Origin of the sequence: Castellaniella caeni NBRC 101664 (genome assembly GCF_001592225.1) — a bacterium.
Lineage (GTDB): Bacteria > Pseudomonadota > Gammaproteobacteria > Burkholderiales > Burkholderiaceae_B > Castellaniella > Castellaniella caeni.
Map to the genome: position 1 here is coordinate 25,945 of NZ_BCWN01000009.1, position 26,025 is coordinate 51,969.

The following is a 26,025-nucleotide window of genomic DNA, read 5'->3' on the forward strand; positions in this document are numbered from 1 at the left end:
AGGGCCGCCAGGTCAGGCCCGAGGCCTGCAACGGAGCCATGTCTCGTTCCCCGCCCCTCCTTGGAACAGGCCCATCCAAACCCTCCGTCGCCAAATTTGCAATAATTCGGCGTCTCCCGAACGCAACCCTATCATGTTCGACCTATTCTCCGGCCTGCCGCTCGCGGTTGGGCTCAGCCTGGTGCTGGCGCTGGCCTTGGTGCTGGTCTTCGAATTCATCAATGGCTTTCACGACACGGCCAATGCCGTGGCCACCGTCATCTACACCAAGGCCATGCCCCCGCACCTGGCAGTCCTCTTTTCGGGGATCTGCAATTTCCTGGGCGTCTTATTGGGCGGCGTGGGCGTGGCCTACGCCATCGTCCACCTGCTGCCGGTCGATCTGCTGCTCAATATGGGCAGCGGACGCAGCCTGAGCATGGTGTATTCGGTGCTTGCCACGGCCATCGCCTGGAACCTGGGCACCTGGTACTTCGGCATCCCGGCGTCCAGCTCGCACACGCTGATCGGCGCGATCCTGGGGGTAGGTCTGGCCAATGCCCTGCTGACCGGCCTGCCCGTGGGGGTCGGCGTCAACTGGGGCAAGGCACTGGAGATCGGCCTGTCGCTCATCATTTCGCCGCTGGCCGGCTTCGCCCTGGCGGCAGCCCTGTTGCTGGGCCTGAAGAAAGTCTTCGTCGGCTCGAAGATGCACAAAACGCCCGAAGAGCGCCGCGCGATCGACAAAAAGAAACACCCGCCCTTCTGGAATCGGCTGGTACTGGTGCTCTCGGCCCTGTGCGTGAGCTTCGTGCACGGCTCCAACGACGGCCAGAAGGGTATCGGCCTCATCATGCTGGTGCTCATCGGCATCGTCCCGGCCAAATTCGTGCTCGACCCCGTCAGCACCCCTTATCAGATTCAACGCACCTACGACGCCGCCGCCCACCTGGGCGACCTTTACCAGCGCAACGCCGATACGCTGGGCGACTACCTGGCGCTCCAGCGCCCGCCCCGCGCGCCCCTGCCCTCCGACACCCACTGCGACCCGCAGGACACGCTGTCCGCGATCCAGGCGGTGCGCCACAGCCTGGAAGGCGTGCGCAGCTATGAGGGGCTGCCGCTCGATGCCCGCCGCCACGTGCGCCGCTACCTGTTGTGCCTGGACGACACGGCGCGCAAGGTGGCCCAGCTCGGCGTACTGCCCAGCTACGAGGCGGCCGACCTGCAGCGCCTGCGCACCGAGCTCACGGCCACGACGGAATACGCGCCGCTCTGGGTGATCGCCGCCGTCGCGCTGGCCCTGGGCGTGGGTTCGATGGTGGGCTGGCGCCGCGTGGTGCTGACCGTGGGCGAGAAGATCGGCAAACAGGGCATGACCTACGCCCAGGGCATGGCGGCCCAGATTACCGCCGTGGCGGCCATCGGCGTGGCCAACGCGTTCAGCCTGCCCGTCTCGACCACCCACGTACTGTCCTCGGGCGTGGCGGGCACCATGGTGGCCAATTGCAGTGGCCTGCAACGGGGCACGGTGCGCACCATCCTGCTGGCCTGGGTGCTGACTTTCCCCGTGAGCATGCTGCTGTCGGCGGGCCTGTTCAGCGTGACCGTGCTGCTGCTGGAGATGTGAGCGGCAGTCGTCAGGATAGCTGCCGGTAGCTCGAATCCAGTGCGTCCCACCACGGCACTGCGCGCGCGCCGACGACCTTGACCAGAGACCGGCGCAGGCGCAACCGGTTTTTGCGCCGCTGTTCCGACGACACGACACCCAGGCGCGCACGATCGAAATCGATGAGCCAGACGCGGTCTTGCGCATCGAACAGAATGTTGAAGGCGTTGAGATCGGCGTGCCAGACCCCGGCCTCGTGCATGGCGAAGATGGCCCGCGCGACAGCCTGTGGATCAGCCGCGGCCAGGCGGTGGGCCAGCGTGCGCGCCTGCGGGATGCGCGCAATCAGGATGGCAGCCCGGTAGAACAGGCCCTGGCGCCAGTAGGCCGCGGCCAGGGGCTCGGGCACCCGCACGCCCGCCTGGCGCAAGTGGGCCAGCACGCGCACCTCGGCAAACGATCGCACACGCGCCTCGCCCAGCCACAGGTACGATGCGCGTCCCAGGCGCGCGCGCAGGCCGCCGCGCCGGTAGTGGCGCAGGACGGCGGCCCCGTGGGCCCCATCGACAAACCAGGCCGCCTGCCGCCCGCCTTCGGCCACCGGCACCGCGTCCGGGCGACCGACATCCAGCCAGCCCGGCTGCCAGACGGCGGACAGGCGGCTGGGGATGCACACCGCGCCGTCGGCATCCGCGCGTTTTTCCCAGGTGGGCGGAATGGAGTTCATGCGCTTCCCCGCGCCAGCAGCAGGGCCATGATGACCAGCAGCATGCAGGCAAAAATGAATTTGAGACGCGCCTCGGGCATGGCATAGGCCAGGCGCACGCCATAGGGCACGCACAGCAGGCTGCCCAGGGCAAGCGGAATGCCGACCAGGCCGTGCGCCTGGCCGTGCCAGGCATAGGTGGCCAGGGCCACGACGGTGCCGGGCACGATCATGGTCAGCGCCAGGGCCTGGGCCGAGGTCTGGCGCAGGCGAAACAGGGTCGTCATGAAAGGCACGGCCAGCACCGAGCCGCCCACCCCGAAAATGCCCCCTGTCAGCCCGGCGAAAATACCCACCAGAAAGTACCACAGCCGTCGCACCTCGCCGACCTCATGGTAGTGGTTGGCCGGGCGCGCGCGGGCCTGGCGCCCGAGGCTCTCGCGAAAATAGAACAGGGCGATCACGAAGACGAAGCCGGCATAGATGCGGCGCAGCAGCCAGGGGTCGATGCCCAGGGCGATCTGCGCGCCGATCCAGGTGAAGACCACCGAACCGGCGGCACCCGCCGCTGCGGATTTCAGGTCGATGGGCGCGCGCTGATGGTATTTGCGCACCGTCAGCAACACGGCGGGCAGCACCATGATGAGCGCCGTGCCCTGGGCCGCCTGCTGCTCGAAGCCAAGCACGATGCCCAGCAGCGGAATGGCGATGAGCCCACCGCCGATGCCCAGCACGCCGCCCGCAAAACCGATCACGCCGCCGACGGCCAGGCAGGCCGGAATCAGCCAGAGACTGTCCGCCACCGACGCCTACCCCGCCTGCAGGACGCCGAGCACGTCCTCGATGCGATCGACCGGCTGGATGTCCAGCCCCTCGATGGCCTGGCGCGGCAGGTTGGCGCGCGGCACGATGGCGGTGCGAAAGCCCAGCTTGGCGGCTTCGCGCAAGCGTTCTTGGCCGCGCGGCGCCGGGCGGATTTCGCCCGCCAGCCCGACTTCGCCAAAAGCCAGCAGGCCCGCGGGCAAAGGCCGGTCGCGCATGGAGGAAAGAATGGCCAGGGCCACGGCGAGGTCGGCCGCGGGTTCCATGATGCGTACGCCGCCCACGGCGTTGACGAAGACGTCCTGGTCGAAGGTGGCCACGCCCGCGTGGCGGTGCAAGACGGCCAGCAGCATGGCCAGGCGGCTGCTTTCCAGGCCGACGGACAGGCGGCGCGGGTTAGGCACGTGGGCGGTGTCCACCAGGGCCTGAACCTCGACCAGCAGGGGGCGCGTGCCCTCTTGGGTGGCCATCACGCAAGAACCCGCGACCTCGCGCGAGTGCCCGGCGAGAAAAAGGGCCGAGGGGTTGCTCACGCCGCGCAGCCCGCGGTCGGTCATGGCGAACACGCCCAGCTCGTTGACGGCGCCAAAGCGGTTCTTGATGGCGCGCACCAGGCGAAATGAGGAATGCGTGTCCCCCTCGAAATACAGCACGGTATCGACGATGTGCTCGAGCACGCGCGGCCCGGCCAGCGCGCCATCCTTGGTGACGTGGCCGATGAGGATGAGCGTGACCCCGGTCTGCTTGGCGATACGCGTGAGCTGCGCGGCGCATTCGCGCACCTGCGACACCGAACCCGGCGCGGCGGTCAGTTCGCCGGAATACAGCGTCTGGATGGAATCGATCACCGCGACGCTGGGCCGACGCTCGGTGAGTGCCGCCGTGATTTGTTCCAGGCGGATTTCCGCCAGCAGATCGACGCCATCGCCCGAGACCCCGAGGCGCTGCGCGCGCAAGGCCACCTGCTCGGCGGATTCTTCACCCGTGACGTAGAGCACCGGCTGCTGCTGCGACAGGCTGGCCAGCGCCTGCAACAGCAGGGTGGACTTGCCGATGCCGGGATCGCCGCCGATCAACACCACGGCCCCGGCCACCAGGCCACCGCCCAGGACGCGATCGAATTCTTCGATGCCGGTGGGGTTGCGCGCCTGCTCGCGCGCCTCGATGTCGGCTAGGCGCCGCACGGGGGTCGAGGCAGCCAGCGGGGCGTAGCGGTGCGCCGCCGCGGCGGGCGATTCACGCGATTCCTGCAGCGTGTTCCAGGCCCCGCACTGCGGGCAGCGGCCTTCCCATTTGGCGCTGGTGCCGCCGCACTCGCCGCAGACGAACAGGGTCTTGACCTTGGCCATCAACGGCCCGCCAGGCTGCCGCCCCCGTCCACCCCCAGTTCTTGCCCGGTGATGAAGGCGGCCTCGTCGCTGAGCAGGAAAACCACGGCGGCGGCCACTTCGTCGGCCTGCGCCAGGCGCCCCATGGGGATGCTGGCCAGCACGGCGCGCTCGGCCTCGCTGCCCACGGGGCATTCGGCCCGAAACAGCCCGGTCTCGACCGGGCCCGGCGACACGGCATTGACCGTGACCCCGTAAGGGGCAAGTTCGAGCGCCCAGGTGCGTGTGCAGCCCAGCAGCGCGCTCTTGGCCGCCGAATAGCTGATGTGCCCCACCGAGCCGTAGACAGCCCGGCCGCACAGATTGACGATGCGCCCGGCCTTGCGCGCCTTCATGCCTGGCACGAAGGCCTGCACCGCCTGGACGGCGACGCGCACGTTGAGGTCGAAGGTCTGGTAAAGAGAGCCCAGATCGACTTCGCCCAGCGGCTCGGGCACGACCGGCCCCACGCAGTTGACGACGGCATCGACCGGATATTTTTCGCGGATGACGCGCAGCAGCTCTTCGGTTTCGCCGGCATTGGCCAGGTCGCAAGCATAGAGGTAACCGGGGAAATCGATGTCCGCCGTATGGCGCGCCAGGCCCACCACGTGGCAGCCCTGGTCGGCCAGCCGCTGGCTGACGGCCCAGCCGATGCCCTTGGTTGCGCCAGTGACCAATACACAGCTATTTTTCATGAAAGGTCCTTGAGGTCAGCATCATAATTCGCGGCGCGGCACGCGGGGCGCCACGGCGCACAGCAGCTCGTAGCCGATGGTGCCGCAACTGGCGGCGACTTCATCGACCGACGGCCCGCCCTGCCCCCACAGCACCACCTCGGCCCCGACCCCGGCCTGTGGAACCGGGTCGAGATCGACGGCCAGCATGTCCATGGACACCCGCCCGACCAGCCGCGTGCGCACGCCCGCGACGCTGATGGGCGTGCCGCTGACGGCATGGCGCGGATAGCCGTCGGCATAGCCGCAGGCCACCACCCCCACGCGCATGGCGTGCGGCGCGCGGAAGGTCTGGCCGTATCCCACGGCTTCGCCCGCCGGCACGGTGTGGGCGCTGATGAGCTGTGCGCTGAGCGTCATGGCGGGCCGCAAGCCGAAGGAGGCCGCCGTCTGGCTGGCAAAGGGCGACGCGCCGTACAGGCAGATGCCTGGGCGCACCCACTGCGCCTCGCTGACGCGCACCCCGGCGGCAAAGCCGGGGGTGAGCGTGGCCGCCGAATTGCAGACGCTGACCGGGCCAGGCAGGTCCTGCGTGGCCTGCTCGAAGCAGTCGAGCTGGGCGCGCGTGACCGCGGGGTCATCGTCGGCGCGGGCGAAGTGCGTCATCTTGCCCACCGTGCCCAACACCCCCTGGGCCTGCAAGGCCTGGGCGCGAGCGAAGGCGGCGCGGTATTCGTCGGGCTGAAAACCCAGGCGGTGCATGCCGCTGTTGAGCTTGACGAAGGCATCGAGCGGCGCGCGCACCTCGCCTTGCGCCAGCATCCGCAGCTGTTCGTCGCAATGGATGGCCGTGGCGATGCGATACTGCGCCAGCACGGCAAGGTCGGCGGGCTGGAAGAAGCCTTCGAGCAGCAAAATGGGGCCCGTCCAGCCCAGCTCGCGGCAGCGCACGGCCTCATCGAGATCGATCATGGCCAGGCCGTCGGCCTGGGCGAAGCCGCGCACGGCGGCCTCAAGGCCATGGCCGTAGCCGCGCGCCTTCATCACCGCCCACACGAACGGCGCGGGGCCGCCGCGGGCATCGTTGGCAAGACGCTGCACAACCTGCCGCAGGTTATGCGCCAAGGCTTCGGTATCGATGGTTGCCAGAATCGGACGCGGCATGGAACCCCCAAAAACATGAACGGCAAGATGCGCCGCATCCTGCCTGATGTCCGTTGCGATAAGCCAGCACGATGGCGCCACCCGTCGTGGCCGGAAAGCTCCCCAGTATACTGCCTCATCATGGCCGTTGATCACTACGAGAACTTCCCCGTCGCCTCAATCGTGCTGCCCGCGCGGCTGCGCCCCGCCGTGCGCGCCCTGTACGCTTTTGCCCGTGGCGCCGACGACCTGGCCGACGAAGGCGACGCCCCGCCCGCGCAGCGGCGGGCCGTCCTGCAAGCCTGGCGCGCCGCCCTCCAGGACATCGGCTGCCAGCGCGACGTCCCGGCCACGCTGGCGCCCGGACACCAGCTGGTGTTCACGCGCCTGGCGCGGATCATCGCCGCGCACCACCTGCCAATCCAGCCTCTGCTCGACCTGCTGTCGGCCTTCATCCAGGATCTGGACACGCCCTATTACCCGGACGAAGCCGCCCTGATGGACTACTGCCAGCGCTCGGCCAACCCGGTCGGACGCCTGATGCTGCACCTCTTTGGCGCCACCGGCGCGCAAGACCTGGCGCAGTCCGACGCCATCTGCTCGGGCCTGCAACGGGTCAATTTCTGCCAGGACGTGGCCATCGACCAGGCCAAGGGTCGCTGCTATATCCCGCTGGACTGCCTGGCCCGCCACGAGCAGACGCTGCAGTCCCTGGGCGACCTGTGCGCCCAGGCCCCGCAGACCGTACCCGCGGCCTGGCAGGCCATCCTGCGCGAGCAGGCCGGGCAGGCCCGCCATCTGCTGCTCACCGGCAGCCCGCTGGCCTGGCGCCTGCCCGGGCGCATCGGCTTCGAGCTACGGCTGGTGGTGCACGGCGGGCTGCGCATTCTCGACAAGCTGGCCGCCGGCGGCTACAACCCTTACGCCAACCGCCCCATCCTGGGCCCGCGCGACCGCTTCCTGCTATGCTGGCGCGCAATCGGCCCGGCCCCTGCCGCGCCCGCCTCTCCCAGCCATCATGACTCCTGACGAATACTGCCAGCGCAAGGCCGCTCAAAGCGGTTCGAGCTTTTACTACTCTTTTCTGTTCCTGCCGCCCGCCCGGCGCCGCGCCATCACCGCGCTCTACGCCTTCTGCCGCGAAGTGGACGACATCGTGGACGAGGTCAGCGAGGCCTCGGTCGCGCGCATGAAGCTCGCCTGGTGGCGCGGCCAGGTGGATCAAATGTTCCACGGCACCCCCGATCACCCGGTGGCCATCGCCCTGGCCCAGCACATCCAGCCCTTCGGCCTGCGCGCCGAGCCGCTGTACGCGGTGATCGAAGGCATGGAAATGGATCTGGATCAGTTCCGCTACCCCGACTGGGACGCGCTGCGCCAGTACTGCTGGCGCGCGGCGGGCGTGGTGGGCGACCTGTCGGCCAGCATCTTCGGCTACACCGACCCCAAGACCCTCGAATACGCCGAGACCCTGGGCCTGGCCTTCCAGATGACCAACATCATCCGCGACGTGGGCGACGACGCGCGGCGTGGGCGCATCTACCTGCCCGAAGACGACATGCGACACCACGGCGTCAGCATCGACGACGTGCTGGACAGCCGCTACAGCGACAACTTCCAGGCCCTGATGCGTCAGCAGACCCAGCGCGCCCGCACGCTCTACCGCGACGCCATGCGCCTGCTGCCCGAGGCCGACCGGCGCGCCCAGCGCCCCGGCCTCATGATGGCCGCCATCTACGCCACCCTGCTCGACGAGATCGAGCGCGACGGCTGGCACGTGCTCGACCAACGCATCGCCCTCACCCCGATCCGCAAGTTCTGGCTGGCCTGGAAGGTCTGGGTGGGCGGCGGCCACAGCCTGGTGCGCCGCCTGGCGGCATGAGCATTGCGGTCGTCGGCGCTGGCTGGGCCGGGCTGGCGGCGGCCCACGCGCTGCTGCGGGCGGGCCGCCAGGTGCACGTCTACGAGGCCGCCGCCCAGCCTGGCGGACGCGCGCGGCCCATCGAACACCCAACCCTGGGCGTGCCGCTGGACAACGGCCAGCACGTTCTGCTGGGCGCCTACCACGCCACGCTGGATCTCATGCGCACGCTGGGCATCGACCCCGCGCACGCCTGCCACGTGCAGCCGCTGCGGCTGGCCTCGGCCGACCGCGCGCTGCGCCTGAACTTCTGGCCCCTGCCCGCCCCCGCCCACCGGCTGGGGGTGCTGCTGGGCAGCCATGGGTTGGACGGCTGGCGCGGGCGGCGCCACCTGGGGCGCGTGATGCGCGCCCTGAACCCGGAACGCATCGCCGCGCACGAGACGGTACAAGATTGGCTGTGCGCGTTGGACTGTCCGCCCACGCTGCTGTCCTCCCTGTGGGCCCCGCTGTGCCTGGCCGCCTGCAACACGCCCATCGCGCAGGCCGACGCACGCATCTTCGCCCGCGTGCTGCGCGACAGCCTGGGCGCCCGCGCACCAGACAGCCACCTGTACATCCCGCGCACACGTCTGCACGCGCTGTGGCCCGCCCAGGTCTGCGCGCAGCTGGGCGCACGGCTGCGCCGCCAACGTGTGCAGTGCATTGAACAAGAACGGCATGCCCGGAGCGATGGCGCGCCGGGGGCCTGGCGCGTGGACGGCGAACGCTACGACCAGGTGATCCTGGCCGTGCCGGCATACGAAGCGCAGCGCCTGCTGGCGTCCCTGCCCGGCGCAAACGGCTATTTGAACCGCTGGCCCGCCTGGCAATACGCCGCCATCGGCACCGTGACGCTGCGCCTGCGCGCCCCCTGGCACTCGGGCCAGGCCATGAGCCTGCTGTGGGACGACCCCGCGCGCAATGCCTGGGGGCAGTGGTGTTTCGACCGCAGCGTCAGCGCGGCCCCAGGCCCCGAACAGCATCTGGCGCACGTGGTCATCAGCGGCGCCGAGCGCTATGCCAACTGCGATGCGCAGGCCGTCATCGAAGGCACCGTGGCCCAGCTGCGCGCCCAGGCCCGACGCCCGTTGCCCGCCATCGACGCGCAGGCATTGGTGACGGAAAAAAGGGCTACTTTCTTGTTGACCCCAGGCCTGGCCCGCCCCCAGACGCGCACGCCCTGGGCGGGCCTGCTGCTGGCGGGTGACTGGACGGATACGGGCTATCCCGCCGTGCTGGAAGGCGCCGTACGCAGCGGACAAGGCGCCGCCGCCCTGGCGCTGGCCGCGCCTGCCTGAGCCCGGGCCGCACCTCCGGAGCAGGCGCCGCCCGGGCTCAGGCAGGCCGCCGACGCACGAGCGTGGATTTGCCGAACAGGCTTTCGATGAGTTCGACCGCCACCTTGGCCGTGCCGTTGCGCACGTCGAGCGCCGGGTTGAGTTCGACGATGTCCACCGAGCCCACCAGGCCGGTGTCGGCCAGCATTTCCATGCACAGCTGCGCCTCGCGCCACGTGGGGCCGCCGCGCACCGTGGTGCCCACACCGGGCGCGTAATCGGGATCGAGGAAATCGACGTCGAAGCTGACGTGGATGTGCGCCCGTTCGGGCAGGCTGTCGAGGGCGGCTTCCATGACGGCGCGCATGCCGCGCTCGTCGATCGTGCGCATGTCGTAGATGTCGAGCCCCTGTTCGTGCACGAACTGGCGTTCGCCCGCATCGACGCTGCGGATGCCCACCATGCGCAACTCGTCGGGCCGCAAGGCGGGCCCCGCGCCGCCCAGTTCGGTGAGTTCACGCGGGCCAAAGCCGCACAGGCAGGCCACGGGCATGCCATGCACATTGCCGCTGGGCGTCAGCTGCGCGGTGTTGAAATCAGTATGGGCATCCAGCCAGAAGACCCGCAGGGGCCGACCTTCGCGTCGGCAATGCCGCGCCACCGCGCCCACCGACCCCATCCCCAGGCAGTGATCCCCCCCCAGCAACATGGTGAGACGACCCGCCTGCAGCTGTTCTGACACCGCCCGATAGACCTGCTGGTTCCATTGCACGACTTCGGGCAAATGCCGGTAGCCATGCACCGCTGGCAACCAGGGGTTGGGCGGCCCGGAAAGGTCTCCGGTGTCGATCACCTGGCAGCCTTGACGCTCGAGCGCGCGTACGATGCCCGCCACCCGCAGGGCTTGCGGGCCCATCGAAGCCCCGCGAGAGCCAGCCCCTATATCCGTCGGGGCACCAATCAATGCAACAGTGTTGGCCACATCAGGTTCCTTGCGTCCGGTATCTCAAGCCAGCGCGGGCTCGGCATGCTCGTGCGCAAGCAGCCAGCCGTAGAGGTCGCGCGGGTCTTCCTGGCCCGGCGTGACATCCACCCACCGGCCCACACCGTACTGTGTAGCAGCCGCCTGGATGAAGTGCAAGGCGCAGTAGTCTTCGAGCGCAAAGCCGACCGAATCGAACAAGGTAATTTCCGCGTCGCTGCGACGCCCTGCCACTTGCCCGGCCAGCACCTGCCACAGCTCGGTGATGGGGAAATCAGCAGCCATTTGCTGGATCTCGCCTTCGTGGCGCGTTTGCGGCGAAAACTCGACAAACACGCTGGCCTGTTCGAGAATTTTGGGTTCGAGCTCGGTCTTGCCCGGGCAGTCGCCCCCCACCGCGTTGAGGTGCATGCCCGGTTCGATGAGGTCGGCGGTGAGCACCTGTTCCTGCCCCTGATAGGCGGTGACGGTGGTGACGATATCCGCGCCGCGCACGGCCTCGGCAACAGAATCACAAATGCGGATTTGCAGTGGTTTGCCGCCCAGCTCGCTGGCTTGCAGGTTGCGCTGCAGGCGCACGCTGGCCTGGGGGTCGATGTCGTACAGGCGCAGCTCGTCGATGCCCAGCAGCGCATGAAAGGCGATGCACTGGAAATCGCTTTGCGCGCCATTGCCGATCACCGCCATCGAGCGGCTGTCGGGCCGTGCCAGGGCTTGCGCCGCCATGACCGAGGTGGCCGCCGTGCGCAAGGCCGTGGTGAGCGTGAGTTCGCTCATCATGCGGATCATGCCCGTGTCGCAATCCAGCAAGGCCCCCATGGCCATGACGGTGGGCAGGCCGTAGGCGCCATTGCCGGGATGGCCGTTGACGCACTTGAAGGTATAAGACGTGCCATCCGTGATGGGCATGAGTTCGATCGTGCCCTGCTCGGAATAGGCGGCGATGCGGGCTTCTTTGTCGAACTCGGGCCAGCGCAGGTAATCGGCCTTCAGCCGGCCGACGAGCGCACGAAAGGCCTCGGGCAGCCCCATCACGCCCAGCAGGCGCGCCACGTCGTGCGTGTCCAGAAAAAGCGTACGGGGCCGGGCGGTGAAAGACGATTGCATGGCGGTCTCCTGTGGAATCTTGGTGTATGACCAGTGTGACCGAAGCGCGCGTCAATGTATATCGTCAACAATGCACGTATTCTGCTATAAAAATGACAAAATGCTTGCATACAGGACGCACTATGAGCAACAACCTTCGTATCGATTCCACTGACCAGGCGCTCATCCGCCTGCTGCGCGCCAATGCACGCGCCAGCGTCGCCACCCTGGCCAAGCGGCTGGGGGTGGCGCGCGGCACCGTGACGCAAAGAATGCACCGGCTGGAAGACGCCGGGCTGATCGTGGGCTATACCGTGCGCCTGCGGCCCGACGTCGAGCCCCAGACCATCCGTGCCTGGATGGGCATCGCCGTGGAAGGCAACGAGGCGCGGGCGGTGATCGCCAGCCTGCTGGGCGAACCGGGCGTGGCCGCCCTGCACGACACCAATGGCCGCTGGGATTTGCTGGCCGAACTGCGCGTGGCCGACCTGCAAGAACTCTCGCAGGTACTCGAACGCATCCGCCTCATCCGCGGCATCAGCCAGTCGGAAACCAGTCTGCACCTGCAGACGTACCGGCTGGCCTGACCCGGGCGTTTACAGCGCGTGCCGATGCAGGTAATCGGCCACCTGGCGCGCGTCGCAATCCATGGTCTCGACGCGCTGCGGACGCTGCTGCAAATCCTGCAAGGCGGCGGGCACGGCGGGCGCCTGTCCGGTGGCTTCGAGGATGGTCTCGGCGAACTTGGCCGGCAGCGCCGTTTCGAGCACCAGCATGGGGATGCCCGGCTCGAGGTGCGCCTGGGCTACCTTCACGCCGTCGGCGGTGTGCGGGTCGATGAGCACGCCGGTCTCGTCGTGGATGGCCCGGATGGTGGTCAGGCGATCAGCGTGCGAGCTGGCGCCCGCCACGAAACCGTAGCGTTCGGTGAACTGCGGCTTGAGCGCCGACAGGTCGAACTGCCCGGTTTGTTGCAGCTCGGCCATGAGCGCGCGCACGCGGGCGGCATCCTGGCCGACGAGGTCGAAGACGAAGCGCTCGAAGTTGGACGCGCGGGAGATGTCCATCGACGGGCTGGAGGTGGCGTAGGTCTGGCTGGCCGGGCGCGGGCGATAGACCCCCGTGCGGAAGAACTCTTCGAGCACGTTGTTTTCGTTGGTGGCGAGCACCAGGCGATGGATGGGCACGCCCATCCGCCGCGCCAGGTGCCCCGCGAGGATGTTGCCGAAATTGCCCGACGGCACGGCAAACGAAACCTGCTGCCCTGGTCCCTGCGTGGCTCGCAGCCAGCCCCAGACGTAATAGACGATCTGGGCGGCGATGCGCGCCCAGTTGATGGAATTGACCGCGCCCAGGTGATGGGTGCTCTTGAAGTCGAGGTCGCCCGCCAGGGCCTTGACGATATCCTGGCATTCGTCGAACACGCCGCGCACGGCAATGTTGTGGATGTTGGCGTCTTGCAGCGAATACATTTGCGCGCGCTGGAAGGCGCTCATGCGGCCTTGCGGCGAAAGCATGAAGACCGCCACACCGCGTTTGCCGCGCAAGGCGTATTCCGCCGCCGAGCCGGTATCGCCCGAGGTGGCGCCCAGAATATTGAGCGTCTGGCCGCGCTGATCGAGCACGTATTCGAAGACCTGGCCAAGAAACTGCATGGCCATGTCCTTGAAGGCCAGCGTGGGGCCTTCGGACAGGCCCAGCAGCGCAAGACCGGGGCGCAATGGTTTGACTGGCGCAATCTGCGGAAAGACATCGGGGGCGTAGGCCGCGCGCGTCATGCGCAGCAAGTCGTCCGCCGGGATGTCGTCGATGAACAAGCCCAGCACCTGCGCGGCCAGGTCGGCGTACGACAGGCCGCGCCACGATTCCAGGGTATCGGCATCGAGTTGCGGCAGGGTTTCGGGCAGGCTCAGGCCGCCGTCGGGCGCCAGGCCTTCGAGCAGGATGTCGCAAAAGGGCAAGGGGGCCATGCCGCCCCGGGTCGAGCGATACTTCAATTGAGACTCTCCACGCGCAGGCGGGTGACGCCCGAACGTACAAACGACAGCGCCTGCATGGCCTGCAAGGCGGTATCCACGTCGCCCTCGCGCGCTTCGTGCGTGAGGAAAATGATGTCGGCCTGATGCTCGCCATGCGGCTGCTGAAACATCGAGCCCACCGAAATCTGCGACTGCGACAGAATGCGCGCCAGATCGGCCAGCACGCCAGGGCGGTCATCCACACGCAGGCGCAGGTAGTAGCTGGAGCGTACCTCGCTCATGGGCAGGATGGGAATATCCACCACGGACTCGGGCTGGAAGGCCAGGTGCGGCACCCGATGTTCGGGGTCGGCCGCCTGCAGGCGGGCCACGTCCACGAGATCGGCCACCACCGCCGAGGCCGTGGGCAGGGAACCCGCCCCCTGGCCGTAATACATCGACAGCCCCACGGCGTCACCACGCACCAGCACGGCGTTCATGGCGCCTTCGACGTTGGCCAGCAGGCAGTCGGCGGGGATGAGCGTAGGGTGCACGCGCAGCTCGATGCCTTCGGGGCGGTGACGCGTGATGCCCAGGAGCTTGATGCGGTAGCCCAGGCGCTCGGCGTGCACGATATCTTCAGAGGCCAGGTGCGAGATGCCTTCGGTGGTGGCCTTGTCGAACTGCACCGGCACGCCGAAGGCCAGCGAGGCCAGCAGCGTGAGCTTGTGGGCCGCGTCCACGCCTTCGATGTCGAAGGTGGGGTCGGCCTCGGCATAGCCCAGCTGCTGCGCTTCGGCCAGCACGGTCTCGAAGGGCAGGCCGCGCTGGCGCATTTCCGACAAAATGAAATTGGTGGTGCCGTTGATGATGCCCGCCACCCACTGAATGCGGTTGGCCGTCAGCCCCTCGCGGATGGCCTTGATGATGGGGATGCCGCCCGCCACGGCGGCCTCGAAGGCTACCATCACGCCCCGCCTTTGCGCCGCGGCGAAGATTTCATTGCCATGCAGGGCAAGCAGGGCCTTGTTGGCCGTGACGATATGCTTGCCATTGGCGATGGCGGCCAGCATGCACTCGCGCGCCAGCGTGTCGCCGCCCATGAGTTCGACCACGATGTCGATGTCCGGGTCGTGCGCCAGCGCCATGCCGTCGGTCACGACGCGCACGTCCGCCCCGACCAGGGCGCGGGCCTTGGCCACGTTGCGCACCGCCACGGCGGCGACTTCGATGCGACGCCCCGCGCGGCGGGCGATTTCGCCGCCATTTTGCGCAAGCACCGTCCAGACCCCGCTGCCGACGACACCCAGCCCCAGCAAACCGACGCGTATGGGTTTCATTTCAGCAGCCCGTCCTTGCGAAACATGTCCTTGATGCCGCGCACGGCCTGACGGGTGCGCTGCTCGTTTTCGATGAGGGCGAAACGCACGTATTCGTCGCCGTATTCGCCAAAGCCGATGCCGGGCGACACGGCCACTTTGGCGTCGGCCAGCAAGCGCTTGGAGAATTCGAGCGAGCCCAGCGCCCGGTAGGGTTCGGGGATGCGCGCCCAGATGTACATGGAGGCCTTGGGCACGTCAACCGGCCAACCCGCCTCTTGCAGCCCCTTGGCCAGCACGTCGCGGCGCCGCTGATACTGCGCGACGACTTCGCTGACGCAATCCTGCGGCCCTTCAAGCGCGGCGATGGCCGCCACCTGGATGGGCGTGAAAGTGCCATAGTCGTGGTAGCTTTTGATGCGCGCGAGCGCGTGCACCAGTTCGCGGTTGCCCACCATGAAGCCGATGCGCCAGCCCGCCATGTTGTAGCTTTTGCTCATGGTGAAGAACTCGACCGCGACTTCGCGCGCGCCGGGCACCTGCATGATGGACGGCGCCACATAGCCGTCGAAGGTGATGTCGGCGTAGGCCAGGTCGTGCACCACGAGGATGTGGTGCTCTTTGGCCAGCGCGACGACACGCTCGAAGAACGACAGATCGACGCACTGCGCCGTCGGGTTGCTGGGAAAGCCCAGGATCATCATCTTGGGCCGGGGGATGGTTTCGCGCACCGCGCGTTCGATCTCTTCGAAGAAATCGAGCCCCGGCGTCATGGGCACCGAGCGGATATTGGCCCCGGCGATGACGGCGCCATAGATGTGGATGGGATAGCTGGGATTGGGCACCAGCACGGTGTCGCCCCGGTCGAGCGTGGCCAGCATCAGGTGCGCCAGGCCTTCTTTGGAGCCGATGGTGACGATGGCTTCGCTGTCCGGGTCGAACTGCACGCCGTAGCGCCGCTCGTACCAGCCGGTGATGGCCCGGCGCAGGCGCGGGATGCCCTTGGACACCGAATAGCCGTGCGTGTTTTCGCGCTGCGCGACCTCGACCAGTTTGTCGACGATGTGCTTGGGTGTGGGGCCGTCGGGGTTGCCCATGGACATGTCGATGATGTCTTCGCCCCGGCGCCGAGCGGCCATCTTGAGCTCCCCGGTAATGTTGAATACATAGGGGGGCAAGCGTTCAATGCGCGGGAAAGAAGTCATGGTGTTCCTTGGCTGGGCAGAAACGAAGAACCTGCACGCTGGTCGGTGCAGTGCAGCAAATCCGATAATCTAGCGCATGCGCCTGCCGCCCGCAAATCAGGCCGATGGGGCACCATGGGCAGCACGCCGTTTGCCGTCACACAGCTGCGCTATCATCACAGGAACTCAGGAGCTTTCCGTGCTATTGCAAAAAGACTTCAACCCCAGCCTCAACACCGTCACGGCCTACGGAGACAGCCACCTGGAAATCAACCAGGTGCGCTTTGAAACCGCCATCTGTTTCGGCCCCGAAGGCCCCATCCGCGAACTCGAACTGCGCACCGTCGCGGACATCGACGCCGCCGTGCTCAAGGCCCTGGTCGGCCTGGACGCGGGCGCGCAAGACCCGCTGGCCTTTCTGGACGAAACCCTGCCTGCCCGCCCCGACGACGCCCCCGAGGTCGTCATCATCGGCACGGGCACGCGTCAAACGTTTCTGCCCCCCGATGTCATCCGGCCCCTGCTGCAACTGGGTATCGGCGTCGAAACCATGACCACCCAGGCGGCGGCCCGCACCTACAACATCCTGATGTCCGAAGAACGACACGTCCTGGCCCTGCTGCTACCCGGAGAACCCCACGCATGAATCCCATCACCACCGGCCACCCGCTGCCCGCCCTCAGCGCCCCGTCCACCCAGGGCGACTTCAGCACCCAAGCCCTGCGCGGCAAACCTTTCGTGCTGTACTTTTATCCCAAGGACAACACGCCGGGCTGCACCACCGAAGCGCAAAATTTTCGCGACCTGCACACGCAGTTTCAGGCGATCGACTGCCAGATCTACGGCATCTCCAGAGACTCGCTCAAATCCCACGACGGCTTCAGCGACAAGCAGTGCCTGCCCTTCGCACTCATTTCCGACCCCGACGAAGCCCTGTGCGAACTGTTCGGCGTCATGAAGCTGAAAAACATGTACGGCAAACAGGTGCGCGGCATCGAGCGCAGCACCTTCCTCATCGACCGCCAGGGCGTGCTGGTGCAAGAATGGCGCGGGGTACGCGTCCCCGGTCACGCCGAAGAAGTCCTGCAAGCCGCCCGCAACCTGGCCGCCTGACCCGGCCGCCTCAATTCGCCTGGAGCCTCAATGCCGCTTCCCAAACCGCCCACCCGTCTGGGCGACACCGTCGATGCCAGCACCACCGCGCAAGCCCGCCCGGCGGTCCCTCTGCCCGCCGACACCCCCACGGCGGCGCCCAAGGCCAGGGCGACCACACGCAAGCCCGCCCGCCCGCTGGCCGCTCTGCTCAGCGCCGCGCACCCGGCCAGGCCCATCCAGGCCGACGGCCAGGCCGCCCCGGCAGCCAGCGCATCGCGGATGGCACCGTCGGCCGCCGCGCCAGCGGCCAAGGCCAGTACAAAGTCGGCACCGGCGGCACTGACGCCCCCGGCACCGGCACCGGCACAAGCACAACCGGCACCGGCGCCAGCCGCCGTGCCGCAAGCAGCAGCGCCCGCCGCCGCGCCTGCCGCACGCACCACGCCCGCCGCTGCCGCCCCCGCCGCGAGCCTGGCGCCAGCCCGCCCGGCCGCCACGGCGGACGCCAAACCCGCCGCCAGCGCCCAGGCGCGTGCCAAAAAGCCCGAAGCCGACAAGGCGGAAGCCCCCCAGCCCGCTACCCGGCAGGCCGCGTCCACGGCGGCCGGCAAGGCCAAGGCGCGCACCCGGCGGCTGCCCGCCGCGCAGCGCAAGCTGTTCGTGCTCGATACCAATGTGCTGCTGCACGACCCCACCTCGCTGTTCCGTTTCGCCGAGCACGACGTCTTCCTGCCCATGATCGTGCTCGAAGAGCTGGATCATCAGAAAAAAGGCATGTCCGAAGTGGCGCGCAACGCACGCCAGGTCAGCCGCTACCTCGACGAGCTGATCGCCACCGCCGACATCAGCAAGGGCGTGCCGCTCGACGGCCTGGGGCACAGCGATGCCCTGGGGGCGCTGCACTTCCAGACCCGCGCCACCAACGCGCACCTGCCTGTCGAACTCCCCATCGGCAAGGCGGACAACGTCATCCTCAGCATCGTGCACGGGCTGCGCCAGGAATCCCCCGGGCGCGAGATCATCCTGGTGTCCAAGGACATCAACATGCGCCTGAAGGCGCGTGCCCTGAACCTGCCCGCCGAAGACTACCTCAGCGATCACGTCCTCGACGACTCCGACCTGCTCTACGACGGCGCCATGCCGCTGCCCGACAACTTCTGGGTGAAGCACGGCAAGGACATCGAATCCTGGCAGCAAAACGGCCTGACCTGGTATCGGGTGCGCGGCCCCCTGTGCGGCCAGTTCATCGTCAACGAATTTGTCTACTACGACGGCGACATGCCGCTGGCCGCCCAAGTGCGCGAAGCCACCGGCAAGAGCGCGGTGCTGGCCACGCTGCGCGACTTCAGCCACAGCAAGAACAGCGTCTGGGGCATCACCGCGCGCAACCGCGAACAAAATTTCGCGCTCAACCTGCTGATGAACCCCGAAATCGATTTCGTCTCTCTGCTGGGGCAGGCGGGCACGGGCAAGACTCTGCTCACCCTGGCCAGTGGCCTGGCGCAAACCTTCGAGACCAAGCGCTATACCGAGATCATCATCACGCGCGCCACCGTGCCCGTGGGCGACGACATCGGCTTTCTGCCCGGCACCGAAGAAGAAAAGATGCTGCCCTGGATGGGGGCGCTGGAAGACAACCTCGAAGTGCTGCACCAGGGCTCGGGCAACACGGTCAGCACCAGCAACAACGGCAACGGGCAAGACTGGAGCAAATCCCCGGCCATGGATCTCATCCGTTCGCGCATCAAGGTCAAGTCGCTGAACTTCATGCGCGGGCGCACCTTCCTCAACAAGTTTCTCATCATCGACGAGGCGCAAAACCTGACGCCCAAGCAGATGAAGACGCTCATCACCCGGGCGGGCCCCGGCACCAAGATCGTCTGCCTGGGCAACATCTCGCAGATCGACACCCCCTACCTCACCGAGGGCAGCTCGGGGCTCACCTACGTGGTGGACCGCTTCAAGGGCTGGCCGCACGCGGGGCACATCACCCTGCAGCGCGGCGAACGTTCACGGCTGGCGGATTATGCAAGCGACGCTCTCTGACACCGGGCGCCGCACCCTGCCCCTGGCCTTCACGATGGGCGACGCGGCAGGCATTGGCCCCGAACTCATCGCCCGACTCTTTGCCCAGGGCCTGCCCCACCCCGCCGTGGTGTACGGCGACGCGGGCATGCTGCGCCGGGCCTGCCAGCTGCTGGGGCTCGACCAGCAACTGCGGGTGCGGGCGCTCGATGCGCCCGGCACGGGCTCCACGAGCGGCGTCATCGGCGTACTCAACCGCTGGCAGGCGCTGCCCGCCGACCTGCCTTTCGGACACGAAAACGCGCTGGCTGGACGCGGCGCCTATGAATACCTGTGCCAGGCCATCGACGACGCACAGGCGGGCCGGGTACGGGCGCTGGTCACGGCCCCGCTGCACAAGGGCGCCCTGCATGCGGGCGGGGCACACTACCCCGGGCACACCGAAATCCTGGCCGAACGCACGCACACCCGCGACTACGCCATGATGCTGGCCAACGACGAACTGCGCGTGCTGCTGGTCACCATCCACATGGCCCTGGCCGAGGTGCCCGCCGCCATCGACCAGGCCGCCGAACTCAGGGCCATTCGCCTGGCGCATCTGGCTGGCCGCCAGTGCGGCATCGCCGCGCCGCGCGTGGCCGTGGCCGGCCTGAACCCGCACGCCGGAGAAGGCGGTGCCTTTGGCGACGAAGAAGCCCGCTGCATCCGCCCGGCCATCGACCAGGCCCGCGCCCAGGGCATCGACGCCTCGGGCCCCTGGCCAGGCGACACCGTGTTCATGCGCGCGCGCCAGGGCGAATTCGACATCGTCGTGGCGCAATACCACGACCAGGGCCTGATCCCGGTGAAATATCTGGGGCTGGACGAAGGGGTCAACGTGACGGTGGGCCTGCCTTTCGTGCGTACCAGCGTCGATCACGGCACGGCCTTTGACATCGCGGGCAAAGGCATGGCCGATCCAGCCTCGCTGCGGGCGGCCATGCGCATGGCCCTGCGCATGACGGCCTGAACCGCCCCCCCCCCCTGGCGGCCGCCTGGGCCGATGCCCGTACTTGACAGCCATCTGGCTGCGGTACGGGGGCGGCCTGATTGAACGGGGGACTAAAACCCCGGTGTCGTCGAAAAATTGAGAAAACGCGTGCTCGAACCCTGGAAGGTCAGCCGCACGGTGCCGATCGGGCCGTTACGCTGCTTGCCGATGATGATCTCGGCGGTGCCCTTGTCGGGCGAATCGGGGTTGTAGACCTCGTCGCGGTAGATGAAGATGATGAGGTCGGCGTCTTGTTCGATGGCGCCCGATTCGCGCAGGTCGCTCATCACTGGGCGCTTGTTGGGGCGCTGTTCAAGGCTGCGGTTGAGCTGCGACAGCGCAATCAGCGGGCAGTTCAGCTCTTTGGCCAACCCCTTCAGGGAACGGCTGATTTCCGAGATTTCGGTCGCCCGGTTCTCACCCGAGCCATTGGCCGACATGAGCTGCATGTAGTCGATGATGATCAGGCCCAGCTGGCCGCACTGGCGCGCCAGGCGGCGTGCCCGGGCGCGCACCTCCATCGAGGTGAGCGCCGGGGTCTCGTCGATGTAGATTTGCGCCTGCTCGACCTTCTGCACCGCGTGGGTCAGGCGCGGCCAGTCGTCCTGGTTGAGCTTGCCGGTGCGCATGCGGTGCTGGTCGAGCATGCCCACCGAGCCGATCATGCGCATGGCCAGCTGCACGGCGCCCATTTCCATGGAGAACACCGCCACGGGCAGGCCCTGCTCGATGGCCACGTGCTCGCCGATGTTCATGGAAAACGAGGTCTTGCCCATGGACGGGCGCCCTGCCACGATGACCAGGTCGCCCGGCTGCAGGCCGGAGGTCATGCGGTCGAGGTCGTTGAAACCGGTGGGCACGCCGGTGACGTCGGAATCGCCCTCGCGGTGGTAGAGCTCGTCGATACGCTCGACCACCTGCGCCAGCAGCGGGCGGATTTCCTGGAAACCGGCCATGCCCCGCGCGCCTTCTTGCGCGATCTGGAACACGCGGGTTTCGGCTTCGTCGAGAATCTGCCGGGCCTCTTTGCCCTGGGGATTGAAGGCCGCCGAGGAAATCTCGTCGGCGATGGTCACCAGCTTGCGCAGCATCGAGCGCTCGCGCACGATCTCGGCGTAGCGGCGGATATTGGCTGCCGACGGCGTGTTGTGCGCCAGGGCGTTGAGATAGGGCAGCCCGCCGCACTCGTCGGCCTTGCCCGCCGTGGTGAGCGCCTCGTGCACCGTGATGACGTCGGCCGGGCGCGCCAGGCCCACCAGGCGCGTGATGTGCTGCCAGATCAGGCGGTGATCGAAACGATAGAAATCATCTTCGGTCAGGACATCGGCCACGCGATCGAAGGCCGCGTTGTCCAGCAGCAGGCCACCGAGCACCGATTGCTCGGCCTCGATGGAATGCGGCGGCACCCGCAGATAATCCAGTTGAGCATCGGTTTCGATTTCCACCTTGCAATCCTTTGTTTCAATGCAAAAGGCCGGCGTGATGCCGGCCTTTTTTTACCCCGCCATTCCTGTCAGAAGGAATGTAGCACGGTCGTTGACGCGATTACGCCATCTCGCCCTGAACGGTGAGGGTGATGTCGGCGACCACGTCCGCGTGCAGGGCAACCTGCAGGGGGAACTCGCCCACGGCCTTGATGGCGCCGTCGGGCATGCGCACCTGACCCTTGTGCACGCCGTCGAAACCGGCCTTGACCAGTGCGGCAGCCACGTCCATGTTGGTGACCGAGCCGAACAGGCGGCCATCGACACCAGCCTTCTGGCTGATGACGAAGGCGTAGCCGTGCAACTTCTCGGACATGGCCTGCGCAGCGGCCAGCTTCTCGGCCTGCAGTTTTTCGAGCTCGGCGCGGCGGGCTTCGAATTCTTTGAGCGCGGCGTCGGTGGCGCGGCGGGCAATCTTTTGCGGAATCAGGTAGTTGCGGGCGTAACCATCGCGCACGCGAACCACGTCACCCAGGTTGCCGAGGTTGACGACTTTTTCAAGCAGAATGACTTGCATGACGGATATCCTCGGCTTAGTTGTGGTTGTCGGTGTACGGCAACAGCGCCAGGAAGCGGGCACGCTTGATGGCGGTATCCAGCTGGCGCTGGTAGTGCGCCTTGGTGCCGGTCAGGCGGGCGGGGATGATCTTGCCGTTTTCCTGGATGAAATCGCGCAGGGTGTCGAGGTCTTTGTAATCGATCTCTTCGACCTTGGCCACGGTGAAGCGGCAGAACTTGCGGCGCTTGAACAGCGGGTTCTGCTGTCCGAACTTGCGTTTTTCTTTCGACTTTTTGAAGTAAGCCATGATGTTTACCTTTGTCTGGTTCCGGGCCGGGCCCGGTATTTCATTCAATGTGCCGACACGAGCTGCTGGATGTGCAATACCAGCCGATCCGAGCCTTGGCGCTGCGGCGCGAGAAAACCGACGACCTGGATTTCACTGTTGGCCTGGACACGTGCCAGGGTGACGGCGAGTTCGCCCAGGGCAACGGCTTTCAGGCTGAGCGTCACTGCGCGTGGCAGGCCGGCTTCAAGCACCTCGGATTCGTGTTCGAGCTGCATGCGCAATACCGGCAGGCCGGCAGGCGTGTGGCGCAGAGGCTCGGCTTGTGCCAAGCGGGCCAGCAGTTCGACGCGATTCACGGATCGTGCCAGCGCCCTGATCAGGAATTCGTGGTTTCGGCGGACGCCTTGCGGGCTTCTTCGCGCTCGACCGATTTCATCATGACGGAAGGCTCGGTGTGCGCGTGCTTGGTCTTGATGAAGAGGTGACGCAAAATGGCGTCGTTGTAGCGGAAGGAATGCTCGAGCTCATCGACCGCGGTCTGGCCGCATTCGATGTTGAAGCACACGTAGTGGGCCTTGACGAGCTTCTGGATGGGGTAGGCCAGCTGGCGGCGGCCCCAGTCTTCGACACGGTGGATTTGACCGCCGTTGGTCGTGACCATGGCCGAATAGCGCTCGATCATGGCGGGCACTTGCTCGCTTTGATCGGGGTGCACGATGAACACTACTTCGTAGTGGCGCATGAATGACTCCTTGTGGATATCTGCGATGTTGACAGACAGCCCGTCGGCACTGCGTTGACCCTGCTTGCGCAGAAAAAACGACAGGAACGATCGGGCAAGTAACCCAGCATTCTAGCACAGGAATGAAAGCAATGGGCTATCCCCTGGTGCCGGGATGTGGCGCGCTCAACCGCGCACCACGGCGTAGGCCGAGTGGTTGTGGATGGACTCGAAATTCTCGGCCTCGACCTCGTACGACGCGACGCCGGGCAGCTGCCGGAGCATGACGGCCACGTCGCGCACGAGGTCTTCGACGAACTTGGGATTCTCGTAGGCGCGCTCAGTGACGAATTTTTCATCGGCCCGCTTGAGCAGGCCCCAGAGCTCGGACGAGGCCTGGGCCTCGATGCGCGGCACCAGCACATCGAGCGTCGGCGCCTGATCGGCGGCGCAGGCCAGGCGCACGGTGACGTGCGAGCGCTGGTTGTGCGCGCCGTACTCGGAGATGGCCTTGGAGCACGGGCACAGGCTGGTGACGGGCACCAGCACCTCGAGCGAGAACTGCGAGGGCTGGCCACGGCGCGCCTGGACGGCCCAGCGCACCTGGTAATCGAGCAGGCTGCGCACGCCTGAAACCGGTGCCGCCTTTTCGATGAAATACGGAAAATTAACGCTCAAGTCGCCCGCATCGGCCTGCAGCTGGTCGAGCATCTCGTGCGCCATGAGCGACAGCGCCACGGGCGTCATGGGTTCGGCCCGATGGGCCTCGAGCAGCGCGATGAAGCGCGACATGTGCGTGCCCTTTTCTTCGGCGGGCAGCGCGACGGTCATTTCCCACTGGGCAATGGTCGCCTGCGGCTGTTCCGCCGCCACCAGCAAGGGGTGGCGCACGCCACGCACGCCTACACGCTGGATGGCGATGTGCCGGGTATCGGCACTGCTTTGCACATCCGGCATGGCAACCGCCACCGGGTCGAGCACGGTGTTCATGAATCTGTCCTTTGCAAACGCTGGCGTATCGACGCCTCGATCCCTCGGGCATCCAGACCGAGACCGGCCAGGATGACCTTCTGGTCCCCATGATCGATGAATTCGTCCGGCAGCCCCAGCTGCAGAACCGGGCGCACGATCGCCTCCCGATTGAAATATTCGAGCACGGCGCTGCCCGCCCCGCCCATGATGGCAGCCTCTTCGAGGGTGACGAACAGCGCGTGACTGGCAGCCAGTTCGCGCAGCAGGGCCTCGTCCAGCGGCTTGACGAAACGCATATCGACCAGGGTCGCGTCCAGCGCCTCGGCCGCCTCGGTGGCTGCGGGCAGCAAGGTGCCAAACACCAGAATGGCCACCCCCTGCCCTGCGCGGCGCACGACGGCCCGGCCGATCTCGACGGTCTCCAGGCTGTCACCGGGCTCGGCCCCGCAGCCCGCTCCGCGCGGGTAGCGCACCGAGGCCGGCCCGGGGTGCCGGTAGCAGGTGCTGAGCAGCAAGCGCGCCTCGTGTTCGTCGGAAGGCGTGGCCACCACCATGTTGGGCACGCAGCGCAGATAAGCAATGTCGTAATTGCCCGCGTGGGTGGCGCCATCGGCACCCACGATGCCCGCGCGGTCGAGCGCGAAGGTGACGTCGAGGTTCTGCAGCGCCACGTCGTGGATGAACTGGTCGTAGCCGCGCTGCAAAAAGGTGGAATAAATGGCGACGACCGGCTTGCAGCCCTCGCACGCCAGGCCGGCGGCAAAGGTGACCGCATGCTGCTCGGCAATGCCGACATCGAAGTAGCGCTGGGGAAACCGTTTTTCGAACGACACCAGGCCGCTGCCCTCGCGCATGGCCGGCGTGACCCCCACCAGCCGCTCGTCGGCAGCGCCCATGTCGCACAGCCACTGGCCAAAGACCTGGGTGAAGGTCTTGCGCGCGGGCTGAGCCGGTTTCTGAATGCCCACCGAGGGGTCGAACTTGCCCGGCCCGTGGTAGAGCACGGGGTCGGCCTCGGCCAGCTTGTAGCCCTGCCCCTTGCGGGTGACGACGTGCAAGAACTGCAGGCCGCTCAAGGAGCGCAGGTTTTCGAAGGTAGGGATCAGGGCATCGAGGTCGTGGCCGTCGATGGGCCCCATGTAGTTGAAGCCCAATTCTTCGAACAGGGTGGCGGGCGAGAGCATGCCCTTGGCGTGCCCTTCGAGCTTGCGCGCCAGCGCCAGGGCGGGCGGTACGTGCTGCAACACGGCACGCCCCATCATCTTGGCGCGCGCGTAGAACTGCCCCGACAGCAGGCGCGCGAAATAGTAGTTGAGCGCCCCCACCGGCGGGGAAATCGACATGTCGTTGTCGTTGAGCACCACCAGCAGGTTGACGTCCGGCGTGACGCCAGCGTTGTTGAGCGCCTCGAAGGCCATGCCCGCCGTCATGGCGCCATCGCCGATCACGGCAATGTGCTGACGGTTGATGCCTGCGTTGCGCGCGGCCACGGCCATGCCCAGCGCCGCGGAAATCGAGGTGGAGGAATGCGCCGTGCCAAAGGCGTCGTAAGGCGATTCGCTGCGCTTCGGAAAGCCGGAAATCCCGCCCATCTGCCGCAGGCCGGTCATGGCCGCGCGCCGCCCGGTGAGAATCTTGTGCGCGTAGGCCTGGTGGCCGACGTCCCAGACCAGCCGGTCATCGGGCGTATTGAATACATAGTGCAGCGCCAGGGTGAGTTCGACCGTCCCCAGGTTGGAGGACAGATGGCCGCCCGTGCGCGCCACCGAATCGAGCACGAAGCCGCGCAGTTCGACGGCAAGGTCTTTGAGCTGACGGCGATCCAGGCGGCGCAGATCCGCAGGCGAATCGATTCCTTCCAATAGCGTTGTCATGATGTCTTCTGTCATGGTGGCCCG

At 67.1% G+C, this 26,025-nt stretch carries 26 protein-coding genes; 9 read left to right on the plus strand and 17 right to left on the minus strand.

The genetic code is table 11. The features are described from left to right. The first annotated feature begins 133 nt into the window (after positions 1 to 133). On the plus strand, positions 134 to 1,609 hold the full coding sequence (locus tag CCA01S_RS07450; RefSeq protein WP_066456330.1) for an inorganic phosphate transporter: 1,476 nt from the start codon (positions 134 to 136) through the stop codon (positions 1,607 to 1,609). Positions 1,610 to 1,619: 10 nt separating this feature from the next. On the opposite strand, the gene CCA01S_RS07455 is transcribed toward CCA01S_RS07450, so the two are convergent. From CCA01S_RS07455 to alr, 5 genes are read right to left on the minus strand one after another with little or no spacing between them, the layout of a single operon-like run. Further along, positions 1,620 to 2,315 carry a 3-deoxy-D-manno-octulosonic acid kinase gene (locus CCA01S_RS07455; protein WP_066456333.1) on the minus strand — a complete coding sequence of 232 codons (696 nt, stop codon included), beginning with the start codon at positions 2,313 to 2,315 and terminating at the stop codon, positions 1,620 to 1,622. Further along, complete coding sequence (locus CCA01S_RS07460; protein WP_066456335.1) at positions 2,312 to 3,097, minus strand: sulfite exporter TauE/SafE family protein; 786 nt, start codon at positions 3,095 to 3,097, stop codon at positions 2,312 to 2,314. Before CCA01S_RS07460 ends, CCA01S_RS07455 begins: the two co-directional genes overlap by 4 nt. 6 nt (positions 3,098 to 3,103) lie before the next feature. Then, positions 3,104 to 4,465, minus strand: a complete 1,362-nt coding sequence (gene radA, locus CCA01S_RS07465; RefSeq protein WP_066456340.1) for a DNA repair protein RadA — start codon at positions 4,463 to 4,465, stop codon at positions 3,104 to 3,106. Next, positions 4,465 to 5,181 carry an SDR family oxidoreductase gene (locus tag CCA01S_RS07470; protein ID WP_066456342.1) on the minus strand — a complete coding sequence of 239 codons (717 nt, stop codon included), beginning with the start codon at positions 5,179 to 5,181 and terminating at the stop codon, positions 4,465 to 4,467. The genes radA and CCA01S_RS07470 overlap by 1 nt, the downstream gene beginning before the upstream one ends. Positions 5,182 to 5,202: 21 nt before the next feature. After that, the gene (gene alr / locus CCA01S_RS07475) at positions 5,203 to 6,324 is read right to left on the minus strand and encodes an alanine racemase (protein WP_066456343.1); all 1,122 of its coding nucleotides are present in this window, start codon (positions 6,322 to 6,324) and stop codon (positions 5,203 to 5,205) included. Between the two features lie 120 nt (positions 6,325 to 6,444). On the opposite strand from alr, the gene hpnC reads away from it, so the two are divergent. From hpnC to hpnE, 3 genes are read left to right on the plus strand one after another with little or no spacing between them, the layout of a single operon-like run. Continuing rightward, a complete protein-coding gene (hpnC, locus tag CCA01S_RS07480) occupies positions 6,445 to 7,332 on the plus strand; it encodes a squalene synthase HpnC (protein WP_066456345.1) in 888 nt (295 codons plus the stop codon). Then, complete coding sequence (gene hpnD, locus CCA01S_RS07485) at positions 7,322 to 8,185, plus strand: presqualene diphosphate synthase HpnD (protein WP_066456351.1); 864 nt, start codon at positions 7,322 to 7,324, stop codon at positions 8,183 to 8,185. Before hpnC ends, hpnD begins: the two co-directional genes overlap by 11 nt. Continuing rightward, on the plus strand, positions 8,182 to 9,504 hold the full coding sequence (hpnE, locus tag CCA01S_RS07490) for a hydroxysqualene dehydroxylase HpnE (RefSeq protein ID WP_066456354.1): 1,323 nt from the start codon (positions 8,182 to 8,184) through the stop codon (positions 9,502 to 9,504). Before hpnD ends, hpnE begins: the two co-directional genes overlap by 4 nt. A gap of 37 nt (positions 9,505 to 9,541) precedes the next feature. Here the strand turns inward: hpnE and rocF are convergent, their stop codons facing one another. Further along, complete coding sequence (gene rocF, locus CCA01S_RS07495; protein ID WP_066456357.1) at positions 9,542 to 10,465, minus strand: arginase; 924 nt, start codon at positions 10,463 to 10,465, stop codon at positions 9,542 to 9,544. A 24-nt stretch (positions 10,466 to 10,489) separates the two neighbouring features. Beyond that, the gene (ocd, locus tag CCA01S_RS07500; protein WP_066456361.1) at positions 10,490 to 11,572 is read right to left on the minus strand and encodes an ornithine cyclodeaminase; all 1,083 of its coding nucleotides are present in this window, start codon (positions 11,570 to 11,572) and stop codon (positions 10,490 to 10,492) included. Between the two features lie 122 nt (positions 11,573 to 11,694). Between ocd and CCA01S_RS07505 the strand changes: the two genes are divergently transcribed. Beyond that, positions 11,695 to 12,138 carry an Lrp/AsnC family transcriptional regulator gene (locus CCA01S_RS07505; protein ID WP_373278667.1) on the plus strand — a complete coding sequence of 148 codons (444 nt, stop codon included), beginning with the start codon at positions 11,695 to 11,697 and terminating at the stop codon, positions 12,136 to 12,138. A 9-nt stretch (positions 12,139 to 12,147) separates the two neighbouring features. Here CCA01S_RS07505 and thrC read toward each other — a convergent pair whose 3' ends face one another. Genes thrC through alaC form a run of 3 tightly spaced genes read right to left on the minus strand, consistent with a single transcriptional unit; the run spans position 12,148 to position 16,033 of the window. Further along, positions 12,148 to 13,548: a threonine synthase gene (gene thrC / locus CCA01S_RS07510; RefSeq protein WP_066456363.1), complete on the minus strand. Its 1,401-nt coding sequence runs from the start codon at positions 13,546 to 13,548 to the stop codon at positions 12,148 to 12,150. Then, the gene (locus tag CCA01S_RS07515) at positions 13,545 to 14,849 is read right to left on the minus strand and encodes a homoserine dehydrogenase (RefSeq protein ID WP_066456368.1); all 1,305 of its coding nucleotides are present in this window, start codon (positions 14,847 to 14,849) and stop codon (positions 13,545 to 13,547) included. Before CCA01S_RS07515 ends, thrC begins: the two co-directional genes overlap by 4 nt. After that, complete coding sequence (gene alaC / locus CCA01S_RS07520; RefSeq protein WP_066456372.1) at positions 14,846 to 16,033, minus strand: alanine transaminase; 1,188 nt, start codon at positions 16,031 to 16,033, stop codon at positions 14,846 to 14,848. Before alaC ends, CCA01S_RS07515 begins: the two co-directional genes overlap by 4 nt. A gap of 178 nt (positions 16,034 to 16,211) precedes the next feature. Here alaC and CCA01S_RS07525 point away from each other — a divergent pair, with 178 nt between their 5' ends. The 4 genes from CCA01S_RS07525 to pdxA all read left to right on the plus strand — a co-directional run bounded on the left by CCA01S_RS07525 (position 16,212) and on the right by pdxA (position 20,141). Further along, positions 16,212 to 16,658, plus strand: coding sequence for an Mth938-like domain-containing protein (locus CCA01S_RS07525; RefSeq protein WP_066456375.1), 447 nt, complete (start codon positions 16,212 to 16,214; stop codon positions 16,656 to 16,658). Beyond that, on the plus strand, positions 16,655 to 17,125 hold the full coding sequence (locus tag CCA01S_RS07530) for a peroxiredoxin (protein ID WP_066456378.1): 471 nt from the start codon (positions 16,655 to 16,657) through the stop codon (positions 17,123 to 17,125). Before CCA01S_RS07525 ends, CCA01S_RS07530 begins: the two co-directional genes overlap by 4 nt. A gap of 261 nt (positions 17,126 to 17,386) precedes the next feature. Next, positions 17,387 to 19,153, plus strand: coding sequence for a PhoH family protein (locus CCA01S_RS07535; RefSeq protein ID WP_439951502.1), 1,767 nt, complete (start codon positions 17,387 to 17,389; stop codon positions 19,151 to 19,153). Then, positions 19,134 to 20,141 carry a 4-hydroxythreonine-4-phosphate dehydrogenase PdxA gene (gene pdxA / locus CCA01S_RS07540; RefSeq protein ID WP_066456382.1) on the plus strand — a complete coding sequence of 336 codons (1,008 nt, stop codon included), beginning with the start codon at positions 19,134 to 19,136 and terminating at the stop codon, positions 20,139 to 20,141. The genes CCA01S_RS07535 and pdxA overlap by 20 nt, the downstream gene beginning before the upstream one ends. Positions 20,142 to 20,233: 92 nt before the next feature. Here the strand turns inward: pdxA and CCA01S_RS07545 are convergent, their stop codons facing one another. The 7 genes from CCA01S_RS07545 to dxs form a co-directional block, all read right to left on the minus strand. Next, positions 20,234 to 21,607, minus strand: a complete 1,374-nt coding sequence (locus tag CCA01S_RS07545) for a replicative DNA helicase (RefSeq protein ID WP_066456383.1) — start codon at positions 21,605 to 21,607, stop codon at positions 20,234 to 20,236. A 100-nt stretch (positions 21,608 to 21,707) separates the two neighbouring features. Beyond that, complete coding sequence (rplI, locus tag CCA01S_RS07550) at positions 21,708 to 22,163, minus strand: 50S ribosomal protein L9 (RefSeq protein WP_066456387.1); 456 nt, start codon at positions 22,161 to 22,163, stop codon at positions 21,708 to 21,710. A 16-nt stretch (positions 22,164 to 22,179) separates the two neighbouring features. Next, positions 22,180 to 22,452: a 30S ribosomal protein S18 gene (rpsR, locus tag CCA01S_RS07555; RefSeq protein WP_066456389.1), complete on the minus strand. Its 273-nt coding sequence runs from the start codon at positions 22,450 to 22,452 to the stop codon at positions 22,180 to 22,182. A 44-nt stretch (positions 22,453 to 22,496) separates the two neighbouring features. Continuing rightward, positions 22,497 to 22,790: a primosomal replication protein N gene (gene priB / locus CCA01S_RS07560; RefSeq protein WP_066456394.1), complete on the minus strand. Its 294-nt coding sequence runs from the start codon at positions 22,788 to 22,790 to the stop codon at positions 22,497 to 22,499. Positions 22,791 to 22,810: 20 nt separating this feature from the next. Next, positions 22,811 to 23,176 (minus strand): 30S ribosomal protein S6, encoded by a 366-nt coding sequence (gene rpsF, locus CCA01S_RS07565; RefSeq protein WP_066456396.1) that lies wholly within the window; start codon positions 23,174 to 23,176, stop codon positions 22,811 to 22,813. A 165-nt stretch (positions 23,177 to 23,341) separates the two neighbouring features. Beyond that, positions 23,342 to 24,145: a GTP cyclohydrolase FolE2 gene (gene folE2, locus CCA01S_RS07570; RefSeq protein ID WP_066456399.1), complete on the minus strand. Its 804-nt coding sequence runs from the start codon at positions 24,143 to 24,145 to the stop codon at positions 23,342 to 23,344. Further along, positions 24,142 to 26,004 (minus strand): 1-deoxy-D-xylulose-5-phosphate synthase, encoded by a 1,863-nt coding sequence (dxs, locus tag CCA01S_RS07575; RefSeq protein WP_103035816.1) that lies wholly within the window; start codon positions 26,002 to 26,004, stop codon positions 24,142 to 24,144. Before dxs ends, folE2 begins: the two co-directional genes overlap by 4 nt. Between the last annotated feature and the right edge of the window lie 21 nt (positions 26,005 to 26,025).